The sequence below is a fragment of the Roseibium sediminicola genome (assembly GCF_023156505.1).
GTDB lineage: Bacteria > Pseudomonadota > Alphaproteobacteria > Rhizobiales > Stappiaceae > Roseibium > Roseibium sediminicola.
The window spans coordinates 439,364-455,772 of record NZ_JALNMJ010000002.1; the positions used below are offsets into that span (position 1 = coordinate 439,364).

14 protein-coding genes are annotated in these 16,409 nt (G+C 59.6%); 7 read left to right on the top strand and 7 right to left on the bottom strand.

Annotation, left to right across the window (positions count from 1 at the left end):
- Positions 1-36 precede the first annotated feature (36 nt).
- The 3 genes from M0H32_RS29605 to M0H32_RS05045 all read right to left on the bottom strand — a co-directional run bounded on the left by M0H32_RS29605 (position 37) and on the right by M0H32_RS05045 (position 5,700).
- Positions 37-2,406: an SPOR domain-containing protein gene (locus tag M0H32_RS29605; RefSeq protein WP_248151523.1), complete on the bottom strand. Its 2,370-nt coding sequence runs from the start codon at positions 2,404-2,406 to the stop codon at positions 37-39.
- A 209-nt stretch (positions 2,407-2,615) separates the two neighbouring features.
- Positions 2,616-4,385 (bottom strand): arginine--tRNA ligase, encoded by a 1,770-nt coding sequence (gene argS / locus M0H32_RS05040; protein ID WP_248151525.1) that lies wholly within the window; start codon positions 4,383-4,385, stop codon positions 2,616-2,618.
- A 97-nt stretch (positions 4,386-4,482) separates the two neighbouring features.
- Positions 4,483-5,700 (bottom strand): deoxyguanosinetriphosphate triphosphohydrolase, encoded by a 1,218-nt coding sequence (locus tag M0H32_RS05045; protein WP_248151529.1) that lies wholly within the window; start codon positions 5,698-5,700, stop codon positions 4,483-4,485.
- 150 nt (positions 5,701-5,850) lie between these two features.
- On the opposite strand from M0H32_RS05045, the gene erpA reads away from it, so the two are divergent.
- The 3 genes from erpA (at position 5,851) to M0H32_RS05060 (ending at position 7,526) form a co-directional block, all read left to right on the top strand.
- Entirely contained in the window at positions 5,851-6,192 is a 342-nt protein-coding gene (erpA, locus tag M0H32_RS05050) for an iron-sulfur cluster insertion protein ErpA (RefSeq protein ID WP_248151533.1), read from the top strand.
- A gap of 61 nt (positions 6,193-6,253) precedes the next feature.
- Positions 6,254-7,036 (top strand): exodeoxyribonuclease III, encoded by a 783-nt coding sequence (xth, locus tag M0H32_RS05055; RefSeq protein WP_248151537.1) that lies wholly within the window; start codon positions 6,254-6,256, stop codon positions 7,034-7,036.
- 226 nt (positions 7,037-7,262) lie between these two features.
- Entirely contained in the window at positions 7,263-7,526 is a 264-nt protein-coding gene (locus M0H32_RS05060; RefSeq protein WP_248151540.1) for a hypothetical protein, read from the top strand.
- 31 nt (positions 7,527-7,557) lie between these two features.
- Here the strand turns inward: M0H32_RS05060 and M0H32_RS05065 are convergent, their stop codons facing one another.
- Complete coding sequence (locus tag M0H32_RS05065; protein WP_248151543.1) at positions 7,558-8,397, bottom strand: tetratricopeptide repeat protein; 840 nt, start codon at positions 8,395-8,397, stop codon at positions 7,558-7,560.
- Positions 8,398-8,997: 600 nt separating this feature from the next.
- Between M0H32_RS05065 and parE the strand changes: the two genes are divergently transcribed.
- The 4 genes from parE to M0H32_RS05085 all read left to right on the top strand — a co-directional run bounded on the left by parE (position 8,998) and on the right by M0H32_RS05085 (position 14,791).
- The gene (gene parE, locus M0H32_RS05070; protein WP_248151546.1) at positions 8,998-11,043 is read left to right on the top strand and encodes a DNA topoisomerase IV subunit B; all 2,046 of its coding nucleotides are present in this window, start codon (positions 8,998-9,000) and stop codon (positions 11,041-11,043) included.
- Between the two features lie 88 nt (positions 11,044-11,131).
- On the top strand, positions 11,132-11,863 hold the full coding sequence (locus M0H32_RS05075) for a sulfotransferase family 2 domain-containing protein (RefSeq protein WP_282449177.1): 732 nt from the start codon (positions 11,132-11,134) through the stop codon (positions 11,861-11,863).
- Positions 11,864-12,166: 303 nt separating this feature from the next.
- Positions 12,167-13,606: a DEAD/DEAH box helicase gene (locus M0H32_RS05080; protein WP_248151552.1), complete on the top strand. Its 1,440-nt coding sequence runs from the start codon at positions 12,167-12,169 to the stop codon at positions 13,604-13,606.
- Positions 13,607-13,729: 123 nt separating this feature from the next.
- Entirely contained in the window at positions 13,730-14,791 is a 1,062-nt protein-coding gene (locus M0H32_RS05085; RefSeq protein WP_248151556.1) for a GGDEF domain-containing protein, read from the top strand.
- A 62-nt stretch (positions 14,792-14,853) separates the two neighbouring features.
- Here M0H32_RS05085 and tenA read toward each other — a convergent pair whose 3' ends face one another.
- The 3 genes from tenA to M0H32_RS05100 all read right to left on the bottom strand — a co-directional run bounded on the left by tenA (position 14,854) and on the right by M0H32_RS05100 (position 16,401).
- Positions 14,854-15,516 (bottom strand): thiaminase II, encoded by a 663-nt coding sequence (gene tenA, locus M0H32_RS05090; protein WP_248151558.1) that lies wholly within the window; start codon positions 15,514-15,516, stop codon positions 14,854-14,856.
- Positions 15,517-15,556: 40 nt separating this feature from the next.
- Positions 15,557-15,934, bottom strand: a complete 378-nt coding sequence (sufA, locus tag M0H32_RS05095) for a Fe-S cluster assembly scaffold SufA (RefSeq protein ID WP_248151562.1) — start codon at positions 15,932-15,934, stop codon at positions 15,557-15,559.
- Between the two features lie 71 nt (positions 15,935-16,005).
- Positions 16,006-16,401, bottom strand: a complete 396-nt coding sequence (locus M0H32_RS05100; protein WP_248151567.1) for an SUF system Fe-S cluster assembly protein — start codon at positions 16,399-16,401, stop codon at positions 16,006-16,008.
- Between the last annotated feature and the right edge of the window lie 8 nt (positions 16,402-16,409).

The following is a 16,409-nucleotide window of genomic DNA, read 5'->3' on the forward strand; positions in this document are numbered from 1 at the left end:
AGCGAACGGCGGCCCTTTGTTCAAAGACAGGCTTTCTCAGGGTTGCCGACGCACGAAGCAGTCGCCGCCTGCCGCCTGCAGGCTCTCACACAGCGAAATGGCTTCGTCGCGTGAACCGGTCGGGATGCGGGCCCGGTAGAACACGCCCCGATCCTCGACAGTGGCTGCGACGATGACCGCGTTGCGGTTGCCGAGGACGGACGGATACCGGCGCTGCAGGCCAGAATAGGCATCCGATGCCGCCGCGGCCGAGCGTTGCGAGGTCACCTGCACGATGTAGGTTCCCGGCGCGATCGTCCCCGTCGAGCCGGAAACCGCCGGTGTTGCCGGTGCGGCGGGAGCCGCGGGCGCGCTCGCCTGAGGCGTCAGGTTCAAGGGGCCGTCATTGCGGGCCGCCGGTGCGGTTGCGGCCGGCGCCGTCGTTGCCGGCGGAGCGCTGGTCACCTGGACCGGCGCGGCCGGCTTTTTGCGTGGCAGAACGCTCGGTACGGGCGCAGCCGGTTCGTTCACGGCCGGTACGGCGTCCGGCTGATCGGTTCCGGAGACAATTGCCGGCGCATCCGATATTGCCGGAGCGTCGGTCGCCGACACTGGCGTGTCGGTTGTTTGCGGTGCGATCGGTGTCGCCGCAACGACCCTGGAAGCATCCGTATCCGCCGCAGGCGCGGCATCGTTGGTTGCCGGCGTTGCGGGCGCAGGTACGGCTGCGGCCGGTGCCGCCTGATCATCGTCCGAAACGAACGTCCCGTCAGGCCGGACAATTACGGTACGAACCCGCTTGGGAGCGCCCGGGACCAGTTCCGCACCGCTATTCGTACCCGCTGGTGCCGGAGGCAGCTCCGCGGGTTGCGGCGATTCCGGCAGAACCAGCCGGTCTGGGCCACCTACACCGTTGCCTCCGACCCGATCGTAAATCAGTTTCGCCTGGTCATCGGCCGGCGCCTGTGCCTGATCGGGATAGATCTTCAGCGGCTCTTGCAGACCGCTGATAATTGGCGGCGGACCGCTCGGCACCACCACGGAATCGGCATCGAACAGGAAGAAGCCCGCGCCGCCCAGAACGGCAACACCGATCACGCCTGCTGCAACGATCATGCCCCGGCGCGATTTCTCGCGGGCCCGCGGCACGGCTTCGCGCTCAGCCGAAGAATGCGGCGGCAGCACCCCTGCCCCGGTCAGGCTCGGATCGCTTTCCTGCATCGCCCGTGCAACGGCGTCCAGATCATAGCCTTCCGGCGGTGGCGGCGTTTCGTCGTCCTCGGACTGCGGCACGGCGGCAGCTGCTGCTGGCCAGGTCATGTCATCGATTTCAGAGGCGCCTGACGTGTCTTCGCTGTGCAGATCCTGCCAGTCATGCTTGTCCTGTGCCGGTGCGGGCTCAATCGGGGACGCTGTCTTTCTTTCACCGGGCGGCGGAAAATCGAGGTCGGCGAACAAGGCGTCAATACCGGCCGGTTCGCCTGCGGGGCCGGTATCCGGATAGTGTTGCGTCGAAGGTGCTGCGGGCTGTACCGGGTTCAACGCGGCGAATAGATCGTCTTCGTCGATGCGCGGCCTTTGAACAGGCGCGGGCTCCGGCGGCGTGACCGGCTCATCCAGTCGCGGCCCATCGCGGAACACCGGTACAACCGGAGAAACAGGTTCATGGCTGGTCGCCGCTTCAGCGCCTGTTTCAAACCGGCCAAAGGGCACGTGCGTTTGGTCCGCCGCTGACGCCGGTTGCACAGCCTCGTCTGGACGGTTTCCGGTTTCGACCCGGTAGCTTTCCAGAGGCGGTTGTGTCGAGCCGGCACCGGCCGGGACGGTTTTGTGCTGCTCCGCTCCGAATGGATCGATAGGCGGCTCGGCCTTTGGTTTTTCGACGACTTGCGTCTCATCGACCGATTGCCGCAGCGCTCCGAGCAACTCGTCCTCGAGTTCTGCCGTGAGGTTTTGCTCAAGATTTCCCAACAAGGCCGGGTTCAGGCTTGTCGGATCATTGGCCGCGACAGGTTCGAAAGCGGGATAGCTTTCGCGCCGCGGCACAGTCGGCGTGACTGGCGCCGGCTGAGTGCTTTCGAAGGGAACAGCGGACTCGGCCGGTTGATCAAAAGAGGTCGTTTCCGGCTCGCGAGAGGGCATGTCGGGCCAAAGCGCGGATACATGCGAAGACCTTTCAGCTGAAGCCGGCGCTGACGCTTCAAAGGCCTGTTTGAGCTCATCGAGAGACGAAACACTGGCCGGAGCGGCCGCTTCCGTCACAAGCGGTTCGGCCTGATTGTTCTCCAGGCTGGTGAAGGGCGTCGCCGGTGTTGGAGCGAAGGTTGGCTCGCGGCGCACCGGCGGAGCGTCCGCGACCGGTGGATCGCCCGCCACATCATCAAGTCCTGCAAAATAGTCCGTGCTGCCTACGCGGCCACTGCTCACATCCGCCCCCGATTGCTTGTTCTTGTGGACAATCCGCGCGAGCTCAACCAGCGGATCCTCCGCAGCCGACGTCCCACCACCCGGTTCATTCCGGGAGGCGCGCAAATCAGGTCGCTTTGTTTCGTAGTCTTGTGACATAAGCTATACGCAAACCGGTCCACTTCGGCCATTGCGAAACAAATTCAATGTCTCGGGCGGCCGTGAATAATCTAGCGCATTTCTTCAGGAGCATTCACGCCGAGAATCGTTAATCCTGAAGCGAGCACCAAAGATACTGCACGAACCAAAGCAAGACGCGCTAGGGTTAATTTCAAGTTACCGGCCTGAATAAAGCGTAAATGCGGCAAATCGTTGCCCTTGTTCCATTGGCTGTGCAAAGAACTCGCCAATTCATACAGATAAAAAGCGATTCTGTGCGGTTCGTGTGTATCCGAAGCGACATTCACCAGTTTGGGCCACTCAGCCATCTTTGCCAGCAACTCCAGCTCTCCGACGTCGTCAAGAAGAGCAAAGTCGGCGCCAGCCAGATCACCGTCGTCAAATCCGCAGGACGTGAACTCGTCCTTGGCGTTGCGGAAGGCCGACCGGCAACGCGCATGGCCGTATTGAACGTAGAAGACCGGGTTTTCCTTTGCCTGCTCGGTGACCTTCTTGAAGTCGAAATCGAGCGGCGCATCGTTCTTGCGAAACAGCATCATGAACCGGACCGGATCCGAACCAACCTCGTCAACAACCTCACGCAAGGTGATGAAGTCACCTGAACGCTTTGACATTTTCACCGGTTCGCCGTCCCGCATCAGCTTGACCAGCTGGCAAAACCGCACGATGACATCGGTCTTGCCGTCAGAGACGGCCTTGCCGACCGCCTGGAGGCGTTTGGCGTAGCCGCCATGGTCGGCGCCGAGCACATAGATGGTTTCGTCGAAGCCGCGCTCGAACTTGTCCTGAAAATAGGCAACGTCGGCGGCAAAATAGGTATAGGACCCGTCGGACTTCTTCAGAGCCCGGTCGGTGTCGTCGCCAAAATCGCTGGCCTTGAACAGGGTCTGCTCCCGGTCTTCCCAGTCTTCCGGTACTTGACCCTTGGGCGGCGGCAAAGTGCCCTGGTAAACGAGGCCTTTTTCCCAGAGCGTGTCCAGCATGTGGTCGATCTTGGAGCCGTTGCTCCCATCACGCTCATGCAGGGTCCGTTCCGAATAGAACACTTCATGGGTCACACCGAGCGTGGCCAGGTCTTCGCGGATCAGATCGAGCATCGCGGCAATGGCCCGTTCCTTGACGAGCGGCAGCCACTCCGCCTCATCCTTGTCCTTCAGGCTGTCGCCGAATTCATCCTTCAGAAGCGTTCCGACCGGCTTCAGATAGTCGCCTGGATAAAGACCGGCCGGGATCTCGCCAATGTCTTCGCCAAGCGCCTCGCGGTAGCGAAGAAAGGCACTGCGCGCCAGTGTGTCGATCTGCGAGCCGGCATCGTTGATGTAATATTCCTTGACCACCTCATTGCCGGCGAACTCCAGCAGGTTGGCCAGGACATCTCCGACCACCGCCCCGCGAATGTGACCGACATGCATCGGCCCCGTCGGGTTGGCCGAAACATATTCCACGTTGACCTTGCGCGGCGCGTCTTTCGCCTGCGCCCCGAACCGGGTGCCTGTTTCCAGCACGCTCGCAAGCACCCGATGCCAGACAGCTGGCGCCACACGCATGTTGATGAAGCCCGGCCCGGCAACCGTCGTTTCGGTGATTTCCGGATCTTCGTTCAGTTTCGAAACCAGCTGTTCGGCCAGATCCCGGGGTTTCATGCCAAGCGGCTTGGCCAGCACCATGGCCGCGTTTGTCGCCAGGTCGCCGTGCGCCGGATCGCGCGGCGCTTCGACAACGACGCGATCCAGGTCTGGTGACGCGCCATCAGCGTCTTTCAAATCAAGATCTTGAAGAATGTTTTTGACGCGTTGCGTGAAGTCCGCAAAGATATTCATGAAGCACCGATCTGCTTTGGCTATTCAAACACAAAGTCCCCGTGCGCTGCGAGGGTATTTCCCCCGGCGCCACAGGGCTCTAAAGTCGCCAATGCGCCTACCCCAAATCGGGAGTGTCGTCAAACAATCTGCGGTGTTCCTCGATCGCATAGCGATCCGTCATGCCGGCGATATAGTCGCAAACACGGCGCGCAATTTCCTGTTCGCTCAATGCCTCCAGACCGACATTCCAGGGTTTGGGCATCAGCTCCGGTTCCGCCAGGAACCTGTCGAAAAGGTCCCTGACCACCTTGGCGACCAGCCTGCGCACCGACAAGACATCCTCGTGCCGGTAGACCCTGGCAAACAGAAACCGCTTCACTTCCTTTTCCGCCAAGATCATTTCGGGCGAGAAGCCCACAAGACAACGTCCCGCCATGCGAATTTCCTGGGCGGAAGTTGGTGCGGCCGCCTCGATATTGGCCATTGCGTGACGGATGACATCCTCCACCATCCTCGTGATGGACCGGCGAACGATTTCGTGGATCCGGCGGCTTTCCTCAAGCCCAGGGTACTTGGCGTCGACTTCCGCGAGGATGTCCGCCAGGAACGGCACCTCCCGCATGTCTTCAATCGCAAACAATCCGGCCCGCAGACCGTCATCGAGATCGTGGGCATCATAGGCAATGTCGTCGGCAATGGCCGCGGCCTGAGCCTCACCGCTCGGCCAGGTGTGAAGAAGCAGATCCTGCTTCGCGGCATAGTCACGGATAGCGAAAGGCAACTCGCTGTCCTGGAACTTGCCGAGGGGGTTGCCATTTGGGTCGACAAGCGGGCCATTGTGCTTGACCAGTCCCTCGAGCGTTTCCCAGGCAAGGTTCAGCCCGTCAAACTCGGCGTAGCGCTGTTCGAGATGGGTGACCACGCGCAAGGACTGGGCGTTGTGATCGAAGCCGCCGAACGGCGCCATGCAGACATGCATGACGTCCTCGCCTTCATGACCGAAAGGCGTATGACCGAGATCGTGTGACAAGGCGAGGCACTCGGCCAGATCCTCGTCCAGGCGCAAGGCCCGGGCGAGCGAGCGCGCAATCTGCGACACTTCGATCGTATGGGTTAGCCGGGTGCGGAAATGGTCGCCTTCGTGATAGACGAACACCTGGGTCTTGTGTTTCAGGCGGCGAAAGGCCGAAGAATGAATGATCCGGTCGCGATCCCGTTGAAACGGGGTCCGCGTCGGGCTCTCAGGCTCGGGGAACAGGCGCCCCCGGCTCTCGAACGGGTCTTGCGCGTAAGCCGCCCGGGCCTGCGCCCCGAATCCAATATCCGCTTTCATGTCAGCCAGCCATTCATCTCGGCGTTTCCAGTGCCTTACGTCTCTGCAGCCCGAAGCCTGCATTGACGCGGGCGGTTCCAAAACATACTTATCTGAACAAATCAGGTTTAATGCTCCCAACGATGCGGGAGACCAGCGAGTCAGCGGAACATGACCGAAACACTTGAAAATCGAGTAACAGTCAGCGACCGCGCTGCCAAGCGCATCGCGGCCATTTTGTCAAAAGAACCGTCCGGCAGCATGCTGCGTGTCAGCGTCGAGGGCGGCGGCTGCTCCGGATTGCAGTACAAATATGACGTGGTTGACAGCCGTGAGGACGACGACCTGGTGATCGAAAAGCCGGGTGCCACCGTCCTGGTAGACGCCGTTTCGCTGCAATATATGGGCGGCTCGGAGATCGATTTCGTCGATGACCTGATCGGTCAGTCCTTCCAGATCAACAATCCCAACGCGGTCGCCGGCTGCGGTTGCGGCACCAGCTTCACGATCTGACGCGCGTTTCCTGATCCCTCTGCCGGTTGCCCCGGCTCTCTCTTGCAAAAGGCAACCTGCCATGAAGATCGCAACCTGGAACATCAACGGCGTCAAGGCCCGCATCGACGTGGTGCAGGACTGGCTCAAGGAAGCCGAACCGGACATCGCCTGCCTGCAGGAAATCAAGTCGGTCGACGAAAACTTCCCGAGAACCGTCTTCGAAGACCTTGGCTACAACGTCGAAACCCACGGCCAAAAGGGTTTCAACGGCGTGGCCCTGCTGTCGAAACACCCGCTGGAAGACGTTCAGCGCGGCCTGCCCGGCAACGACGCGGACGAACAGGCACGTTATATCGAGGCCACGGTGTCGACCGGAACCGGCGCGATCCGTGTCGGCTGCCTGTATCTGCCGAACGGCAATCCGCTCGGGACCGAAAAATTCCCCTACAAGCTGGACTGGATGGACCGGCTGATTGCCCATGTGGAACGGCGCCTCGCAGAGGAAACGCCATTCTTTTTGCTGGGCGACTACAACGTCATTCCCGATCCGATCGATGCCAAAAACCCCGAAAACTGGCGGGATGACGCACTTTTCCAGCCCGAAAGCCGTCAGCGGTTTCGGGCTCTGACCCATCTAGGTCTGACCGAGGCCGTGCGGGCAACTACGGAAGCGGAAGAAACCTACACCTTCTGGGACTACCAGGCCGGCGCCTGGCAGAAGAACAACGGCATCCGGATCGACCATATCCTGCTGTCACCGCAGGCCACCGACATCATGGCCGGCTGCGGCATCGACAAGCATGTGCGCGGCTGGGAAAAACCGTCTGACCATGTGCCCGTCTGGGTGACGCTGGCCGCCTGAGGGGCACAGCCCTCCGACATGCAGCTTAGGGTCCCGCTTGCGGATGGCTGCCGTCATGGTAAGCTTGAAGCATCATGGGATAACGCAAAGGCGCCTGACGTCCGCGCGCGCGACATGCGGACACGATCCGGCGGCACATTCTGTATGTGCCGCGTCGCTGGCCCTTAGCGTTTTTCGTCCCATTTTTCAGATATTTGCAATCGTCAGCCTGCTGCTGGCAAGTTCAGTGGCACAGGCTCAGAATGTCTCCTGCACCTGCCGTTACAAGGGACAGGATTACGGATTAGGCGAATCCATCTGCCTGAAAGGCTCAGACGGCATGCGCATGGCGACCTGCGCCATGGTGCTCAACAACACGTCATGGGAATTCAGCAACGCGCCCTGCCCCCTGTCACAATGGCAAGGCATCTCGAGCCCATTTGACCGCGGTCATCTGGCACCCGAAAGCAGGCAGCCGCGCTCGAGTGCGCCTGTCCCGCGCCCGTCCTAGGCCGCGTCCCTTTTCAGCCAAGAAATAGGAATTACTGCGAGGGCACTTGCGCCGTCAGCACATCCGGGCGGTTCTGTTGCAGCCAGCCATCGGCCAGGGAACGGGCCATTTGGCGCACCGGCTCCGGCGACACGGCAAAATACTGCTCATGCATGGCGTTGATCCAGGAGGCTTCCGGGCCCCGCGCCTGCTGACGCGCGACCGTCATCCACATCAGGCCCCTGGCCTTTTTCTTGTCGGATGTTCCGAGCCCGTAAAGGGTTTCGCCCAGCCGGGCCTGCGCACCGACATGGCCCTTGAGAGCGGCAAGATTGTACCAGCGAACCGCCATGCGGTTGTTGCTGTCCTGATACATCCGGCCCAGTTCATACTGGGCCTCCGCATCACCGAAATAGGACGCAGCATGGGTGAAGATCTGGCGTGCGCGGGCCTCGTTCTTCGGCACCGCGCCATCAATACCGTTGAGATAATAGCTTCCGAGCGCGACGAAGGCGCTGGACACGAACGGGGCATCGGGAGCATCGGGACGATCATCACCATGCTCGCGCACGATCTGGCTGTAATATTCATATGCCTTGAGGTCGTCTTCCGGGACGCCGTCGCCCTTGGCATACATTTCGCCAAGCTTCCAGGCGGCCATGGGCTGACCGTTCTCAGCCGCATATTGCAGCGAGCTCAAGGCAGCGGCCTTGTCGCCGGAATAATACTGACGCGCACCCGCGCGCAGTGCTTCCGTCGGCGACAGGTCCTGAGGACCGATCGACCTGTTTGGAGCGGTCGGCTGGCCATCAAAGGCCATCACGGGCCCAGTCAGTCCGACCACGATCAACGCGCCGAGCACAGTTCCGGCCTTTTTCATGCGTTGAAACATTGTGCTGTTCTTTTGCATCCCAGTCACACAATTAGCCGTCGGCAACATTCATTTCTCCCGACGGACACTCTTGTTTTTGTCCACGCCAAGCGCATTTTCAACTTCTGCTTCCCGAAGGGTCATGCCCCTGAGAGGCGCTCTTTACGCTAAGGCACAAAATGACCGATCAATTCGTCCTAAGTTGGGCCACATTGCGCTCAATTGAGACCAATTCCGATTGTCATTTTGCGTACCGCCATCTCACGTGCCCTCGCGGGCCGTTTCATGACATTAGCTTACGGGTGACGTTGAAACATGGCCGAACATGGGCAGCGGTTCCCATTCGGCCATGCAGCAGATGACTCTGTTGCCGAGTGTTGCTCAATTGGCACATTTTCGCTGCTGCTCCGATCCCCTGGTTCCGGATCATCTCAGCACAGACGGGTTGATGAGACGTTTCCAAATGCAGCCTTTTGAAGGGCCGGGCTGTTGAAAACGGGGGCTTTTGGCCAAAAGCCTTTGCCGTTCTATCTTTGTCCTTCAAACTGAACCGTGATTCGGTGTAGATACCGGCGCTGAACCTTCAAACTCTGTCACCACACACCCTTCAGGCGATACGGAATGAGTGCAAAAGACGATTTATTTGCTGGCAATGCGGCGGTTTCGGCGCCCCTCTCTGACGACGCCCCCGCCCCGATGCCGCAAAAAGCACGTCCGGTCGCACCGGTGGCTGTTACAGAGGACTATTCCGCGGCCGACATCGAGGTTCTGGAAGGACTGGAGCCGGTTCGCCGGCGTCCGGGCATGTATATCGGCGGCACTGACGAAAAGGCATTGCATCACCTTTTCGCCGAAGTCATCGACAACTCCATGGACGAGGCTGTCGCGGGTCACGCAACCTGGATCGATGTCAGCCTGACGGCGGACGGCTACCTCACAATCACGGACAATGGCCGCGGCATCCCGGTCGATCCGCACCCGAAGTTCAAGGACAAATCCGCGCTTGAGGTCATCATGACCACATTGCACGCGGGCGGCAAATTCGACAGCAAGGTCTATGAAACCTCCGGCGGCCTGCACGGTGTCGGCATTTCTGTGGTGAATGCGCTGTCGGAAGAACTCGTTGTCGAGGTGGCGCGCAGCCGCAAGCTTTATCGCCAGGTTTTCAGACGCGGTCACCCGGTCGCGCCGCTCGAATTTGTCGGCGACACCCAGAACCGCCGCGGAACGCAGGTCCGGTTTAAGCCGGACGAACAGATTTTCGGCAAGGGCGCGCATTTCAAGCCGGCACGCCTTTTGAAGATGGCCCGCTCCAAGGCCTATCTGTTCGGCGGTGTCGAAATCCGCTGGCATTGCGCGCCCGACCTCATCGGTGAAAAGGACGAGACACCGGCGGAAGCCGTGTTCCATTTCCCCGGAGGTCTCCGGGACTTTCTGGGCGAGCGGCTGAAGAGCGAGCGCCGGGTGGTCGACGAGGTTTTCGCGGGCCGCACGGACAATGCCGGCAAGCATGGGTCTGTGGAATGGGCGGTCAGCTGGTTTGCCGGCGACGGCTTCGTCAATTCCTACTGTAATACTGTGCCGACGCCCGAGGGCGGTACGCACGAAGCCGGCTTCCGCTATGCGCTGTTGCGTGGTCTGAAAGCCTATGGCGAGCTGACCAACAACAAGAAGGCTGCGATCATCACCGGTGACGACGTCATGACGTCGGCCGGCGGCATGCTGTCCGTGTTCATCCGCGAACCTGAATTTGTCGGGCAGACCAAGGACAAGCTTGCGACCAACGAGGCAACCCGGATTACCGAGGCGGCCGTTCGCGACGCCTTTGACCACTGGCTGACAGCATCTCCCAACCAGGCCAACAAGCTTCTGGAATGGGTCATCGACCGCGCGGATGAGCGTTTGCGCCGCCGTCAGGAAAAGGACGTTGCGCGCAAGACGGCTGTTCGCAAACTGCGCCTGCCCGGCAAGCTGGCGGATTGCTCCGCCAATCAGGCAGATGGCACCGAACTCTTCATTGTCGAGGGCGACTCGGCCGGCGGCTCCGCCAAACAGGCCCGCAACCGATCCAACCAGGCCGTGTTGCCTCTGCGCGGCAAGATCCTCAATGTCGCCAATGCCGGCCGTGACAAGCTGGTGGCCAACCAGCAGCTGGCCGACCTGATCCAGGCCCTTGGCTGCGGCACACGTTCCCAGTACCAGGACAGCGATCTTCGCTATGAAAAGATCGTCATCATGACGGATGCGGATGTCGACGGCGCGCATATCGCATCCCTGCTGATCACCTTCTTCTACCGGGAAATGCCGGAGCTGATCCGCTCCGGTCACCTTTATCTCGCCGTACCGCCGCTCTACCGGATCAGCCAGGGTGGCAAAACGCTTTACGCACGCGACGACGCCCATAAGGACGAGCTTCTGGAAACCGTCTTCAAGGGCAGGTCCAAGGTCGAAATCGGCCGGTTCAAGGGTCTCGGCGAGATGCTGCCCGCGCAGCTGAAGGAAACCACGATGGATCCGTCAAAGCGGGCGATGCTCAAGGTCCAGGTCGAAGAAGAGGCGATCGCCGAAACCAACGACACGGTCGAACGCCTCATGGGCAACAAACCGGAAGCCCGCTTCCGCTTTATCCAGGAAAATGCGGAATTCGCGGAAGATCTTGATATCTGATCCAGAAAACGGCTAGTTTAGGAGCCGTTCGGATCTCACAGCGTGCGCCGCAACATATTTTCTCAAACCCGCCGGTCGGAAAAGTACAATGTTAAACCGGGTGTATTCCATTTTTGATAAGCGGATCCGTCCGCTTCGAAACCATGTTTACTTAGCGTTTCCAAAGCACAACATCGCATATGCCCGGATTGCCGAACCCGCATTTCAGATGCTGAGGCCGGTTTTGCATCGATTGGCGGGCACAGAGGCTCTTCTGCCTAAGCGCAACACCGCCTCAGACCAAATGGCTGGAACGGAACGTCTGCTGTTCCATGGCGACGTTGAACTGCTGACGGCCCGGGAACTCAAGAAACGCCACCCTGACATGAAGGTTGTCGCCTGGGTGCAGGATCCCCTGCACAGGCTCGCCTATTGTTATGACAAGATCATCGTAAAATCGGAGGAGCTGCCGGCCTATTACGATGAGCGCCACTTTTCCAAGGCCATGTCACCGCGTGAATTCGTCGGCCTGGTGGCCGCGATTTCCGACCTGGAAGCAGACAATCTGTTTCGAAGCCAGTCCGCCTCTCTGACCTACAAGGGCATGCTGACGGCGAACCTGGTGCTGCAGCTGGAAGACTTTGAACGGTCCCTGTCGAAATTCCTGACGGAAGCCGGAATAAGCATCCGCCCCCTGCCCGCGTCGACCTATCGACTGACCAGCTTCGTGACACACTCCACCTTGCGTGCCTTCAACGATACTGTTCTGGTGCAGACGCTGAGACAGCGGTACCGCGCCGATTACGAAATGTTTTATTCCCAGGAAGCGCTGCCCGCCTGACGGAACTGGCGGGGACTGCTTCGGTTTTTCGCCAAAGCGGCCCCTTCGGGAAACGGTTTCTTCTGTTACAATGCGTGAGTTGCACTTCACACGAGAGAAAATTCATTCCGACATCATAGCGCTCGGCTGTTGCATTATTAACTGAGATGGCAAATCAAAGCCGGAAATACTCGAATTTCTTGGCATTTTACCACATCAGCGCATTGACACCTGAGCGCATGAATGTAGGGTGTGCGCACGTTGGCACCGGCGGTTCCCAAGGTGCCGCCTATGAACAATCACAACATCTGGGCAAAGCGCTCCATGGCATTTGATACTCTCGGTCTTAGCGAGAAGGTCCTCGCTGCAGTCGAAGCAGCAGGTTATAAAGAACCCACCGCGATCCAGTCGGGGGCAATTCCGCAGGTTCTGGAACGCCGGGATATTCTGGGCATCGCCCAGACCGGCACCGGCAAGACCGCCAGCTTCACTCTGCCTATGCTGACACTGCTCGAAAAAGGCCGCGCCCGGGCTCGGATGCCGCGCACCCTTATTCTCGAACCGACCCGCGAACTGGCGGCTCAGGTCGAAGAGAATTTCGAGAGATACGGCACCAATCACAAGCTCAATGTTGCGCTGCTGATCGGCGGCGTCTCCTTCTCCGAACAGGACAAGAAGCTTGATCGTGGAACGGATGTTCTGATCGCGACGCCGGGCCGTCTGCTCGACCATTTCGAGCGTGGCAAGCTGTTGCTCCAGGGTGTCGAGATCCTCGTCATCGACGAAGCTGACCGCATGCTGGACATGGGTTTCATTCCCGATATCGAGCGGATCTGCAAACTGATCCCGTTCACGCGCCAGACCCTGTTCTTCTCGGCAACGATGCCGCCCGAGATCCAGCGTCTGACGGAAGCCTTCCTTCAAAATCCGGCCCGGATCGAAGTTGCGCCGACCTCGTCGACGGCCGACAATGTTGCGCAATTCCTGAAGGCCAGCCCGTCCCAGGACTATGAAAAGCGCGCCACGCTGCGCGAACTCCTGGAAGGAGCGGAGGACCTGCAGAACGCGATCGTCTTCTGCAATCGCAAGCGTGACGTCACGACGCTGTTCCGCTCGCTTGAGCGCCATGAATACAATGTTGGCGCGCTGCACGGCGACATGGACCAGCGCACACGTATGATGATGCTGGACAATTTCCGCAAGGGGAACATCAAGCTTCTGGTTGCAAGCGACGTCGCCGCGCGCGGCCTGGACATTCCGGAAGTCAGTCACGTGTTCAATTTCGATGTTCCGATCAATGCCGAGGACTATGTCCACCGCATTGGCCGAACCGGCCGCGCGGGCCGCTCCGGAACGGCTTTCACGCTGGTAACCGGCGAGGATCAGAAATATCTGGACGCCATCGAGACCCTGATCAAGAAGTCCATCGACTGGCTCGGTGACCCGATCGATTTCGAGGCAGCCGCCCAGGAGCGCAAGGCACGCCGCAGAGGCGCCAAGTCCGCCAAGTCGAGCAACGACAATGACGCGGATATGGCCAAGACCAAAGGCCGCCGACGGTCTCAGACCAAACCACGCGAGACCAGCAAAGACGTCATCGAGGAGCAAGCCGACGCCGTGACCATGCCGAGCCCAGTTTCAAGTCTTCAGCAAAGATCAGCCGCGAAAAAGTCCCGAAGCGACAAAATGGAGCCTGCCTTTGGCGCCGGCGTCCACATCCCAGCCTTTTTGCTGCGCGAACCTCGGCCGAAAAAGGCTTCATAAGTTCGAATTCCCTCAAGGATTCGCCGCAGGCTTAACGGCTCCTTAAGCCTTCCATCAGAGTTTTAATACCAGATCTTGCGCCCGTGTGGGGCGGTGATGCAAGACAGGTACGAGAGAACCCTGATGGCGGATGAAGACGACCATAAGCGGACGATCCAGTATGGAGAATCCGCGATCAGCTACATCAAGAAGAACATTCTTCCGGCCTACCCGCGTTCCTATGAACTCTGGTACACCTACGCGGCCGGCTATAATCAGGGCCTCAACCGGGCCGTCAACGAATCCATCAAAACCAATGGCCGCATCAGCACAGACGAAATGCTGACGCTTTACGGCCGGTTTCTGTCGCCAACCCGCCTTGGCGACAGGCTTGATGAAGTCGGATCCAAAGTCTCCCGGGAAGTTGAAGAACTGGTCGATACGCTGAAACTCAGCGCCGACGCGACCTCGGATTACGGTACGGCGCTGGAACAGGCTGGCGAAAAGATCAAATCGGTAGCCGATCCTGAAAAGCTGCAGATGTATGTGACTCATCTGGTCAAATCGACTCAGAATGCCGTCGCGTCCAACCGCAAGCTTGAAAGCCAGCTTCTGGAATCCAAGAAGCATATCGAGAACCTGCAGTCGTCGCTCGAAGCGATTCGCTACGAAAGCCTGACAGACGAGCTGACTACGCTCAACAATCGCAAGCATTTCGAAAACTCGATCGAACGGGTAATCGATCACTCAATCGAAAGCGGCCGCGGCTTTTCGCTGCTGATGACCGACATCGATCATTTCAAGAAATTCAATGACACCTTTGGCCACCAGACTGGTGATCAGGTGCTGCGACTGGTGGCGCTCGCGGTCAAGCAGAACATCAAGGCCCAGGACATCGCCTGCCGGTATGGTGGCGAGGAATTCGCGATCATCCTTCCCCATATCGGGCTGGAGGAAGCTGCCACCATCGGCGAGCACATCCGCACGGCCGTAATGTCCAAGGAACTCGTCAAACGCTCGACCGGTGAAAACCTGGGCCGTGTCACCATCTCGGTGGGCGTTGCCACCTTCGAAAAGATGGACACCGCACACACCATCGTGTCGCGTGCGGACGAGGCGCTGTACCTTGCCAAGAATGCCGGCAGGAACCTGGTCAAGACGGAATTGGACCTGGCCGACAATCAGGACCAGGAAGACGTCGCCTGACCTTATCAAGCCACGTCATTGTGAACTAAGGGATCTTCGGATGGGCTGAGCGGGAAACCGGCTCAGTCTTTTACGTTTAGACCCATTTGCCAGAAATCGCTTTCCAGACGGCAGGCTTTCTCAAACAGGGACAACACACGCGGGTAGCGCTGCTCCGTCATGACCTGTTCCGCCGTGCCGTTCAGCCATTCCGTGAAGCTACCTGCGAGATCCTGATAGGTTTCGCCGGCATATTCCCGGATCCATCTCTGATAGGGATTGGCGTCGTCATCGCAGTCCTCGGCGGCAAGGCGCGCTCCGATTTCAGCGTAGCCAATCACACAAGGCGCGAGGGCCGCTTGCAGGTCCAGGAGATCGCCAGCCATGCCCGCATCCAGGACGAAGCGCGTATAGGCCATGGTCGGCGTGTCCTCCGGCGCGTTTTCAATGGCCGTCCGGTCCATGCCCCAGCTGCCGCACAGCTCAAGATGCAGATCCAGCTCAACATCGAGAATCGCCTTCACGCCTTCCAGCGACTGGCGCATGTCTGCGACACTGTGGCTCTTGTAGACACCGAGCGCATAGGCCCGGGCGAACTGGATCAGGAACAGGTAGTCCTGGACCAGGTAATGCTTGAAACAGGCCAGCGGCAGCGTACCCGCCCCGAGCTGTTCGACAAAGCTGTGACGAGTGTAGTCGGCCCATTGCGGGGCCGCGTCGGCCTTCAGCCGGTCGAACAAGGTCATGAAACGCTCTTTTTAGAAAGAAGGCTGGAAGCGGCGCCTGTCAGCGCGCGAGGGAATTCAGATCAGCGGCCTGAAGCGAAACGGATTCACCACAGCCACAGGCAGACACTTCGTTAGGATTCTTGAACACGAAACCGGAGCGGAACTTGGTGACTTCGAAATCCATTTCCGTGCCGAGTAGAAAAAGCACCGCCGACGGATCGACAAAGAGCTTGGCGCCCTTGTCCTCGATCACGTCGTCGCCTGACTTGGCTTCCTCGACGAGGTCCATGGTGTATTCCATGCCCGCGCAGCCGCCCTTCTTGATGCCCACGCGCAGCCCGACAGCGTTCTTGTCGGAGTTCTCGACAAGTTCCTTCACGCGGTCTGCGGCGGCATCGGTCAGGGTCATGACCTGAAATTTTGCGGCGGAAGCCATGCTGTCCTCAATCAGTTCCGGGTATAAAAGCTGATATGGGGTCTCAGCTTATCGGAAAAAAGCCCCTGGCTTCAATACCAGTTGAGCGCGACCTTGGCTTCATCGGACATCCGGTCCGGCGTCCAGGGCGGATCGAAGACCATGTCGACATTGACAGGGCCGACACCGGCCACGGAGGCAACCGCGTTTTCCACCCAGCCCGGCATTTCACCGGCCACAGGGCAGCCGGGCGCGGTCAGGGTCATGTCGATATTGATCGACCGGTCATCCTCGATGTCGACCTTGTAGATCAGGCCGAGCTCATAGATATCGCAGGGGATTTCCGGGTCGTAGACCGTCTTCAGCGCCCCGACAATGTCGGTGGTCAGCCGGTCCAGTTCATCCGCCGGAATGGCGCTCTTGGCGGAGACTTCCGCCTGAAGCTCCTCGCCGCCGGCGCCGGTGTCAATCGTGGTAGCGTTTTCCATAGGGTCCG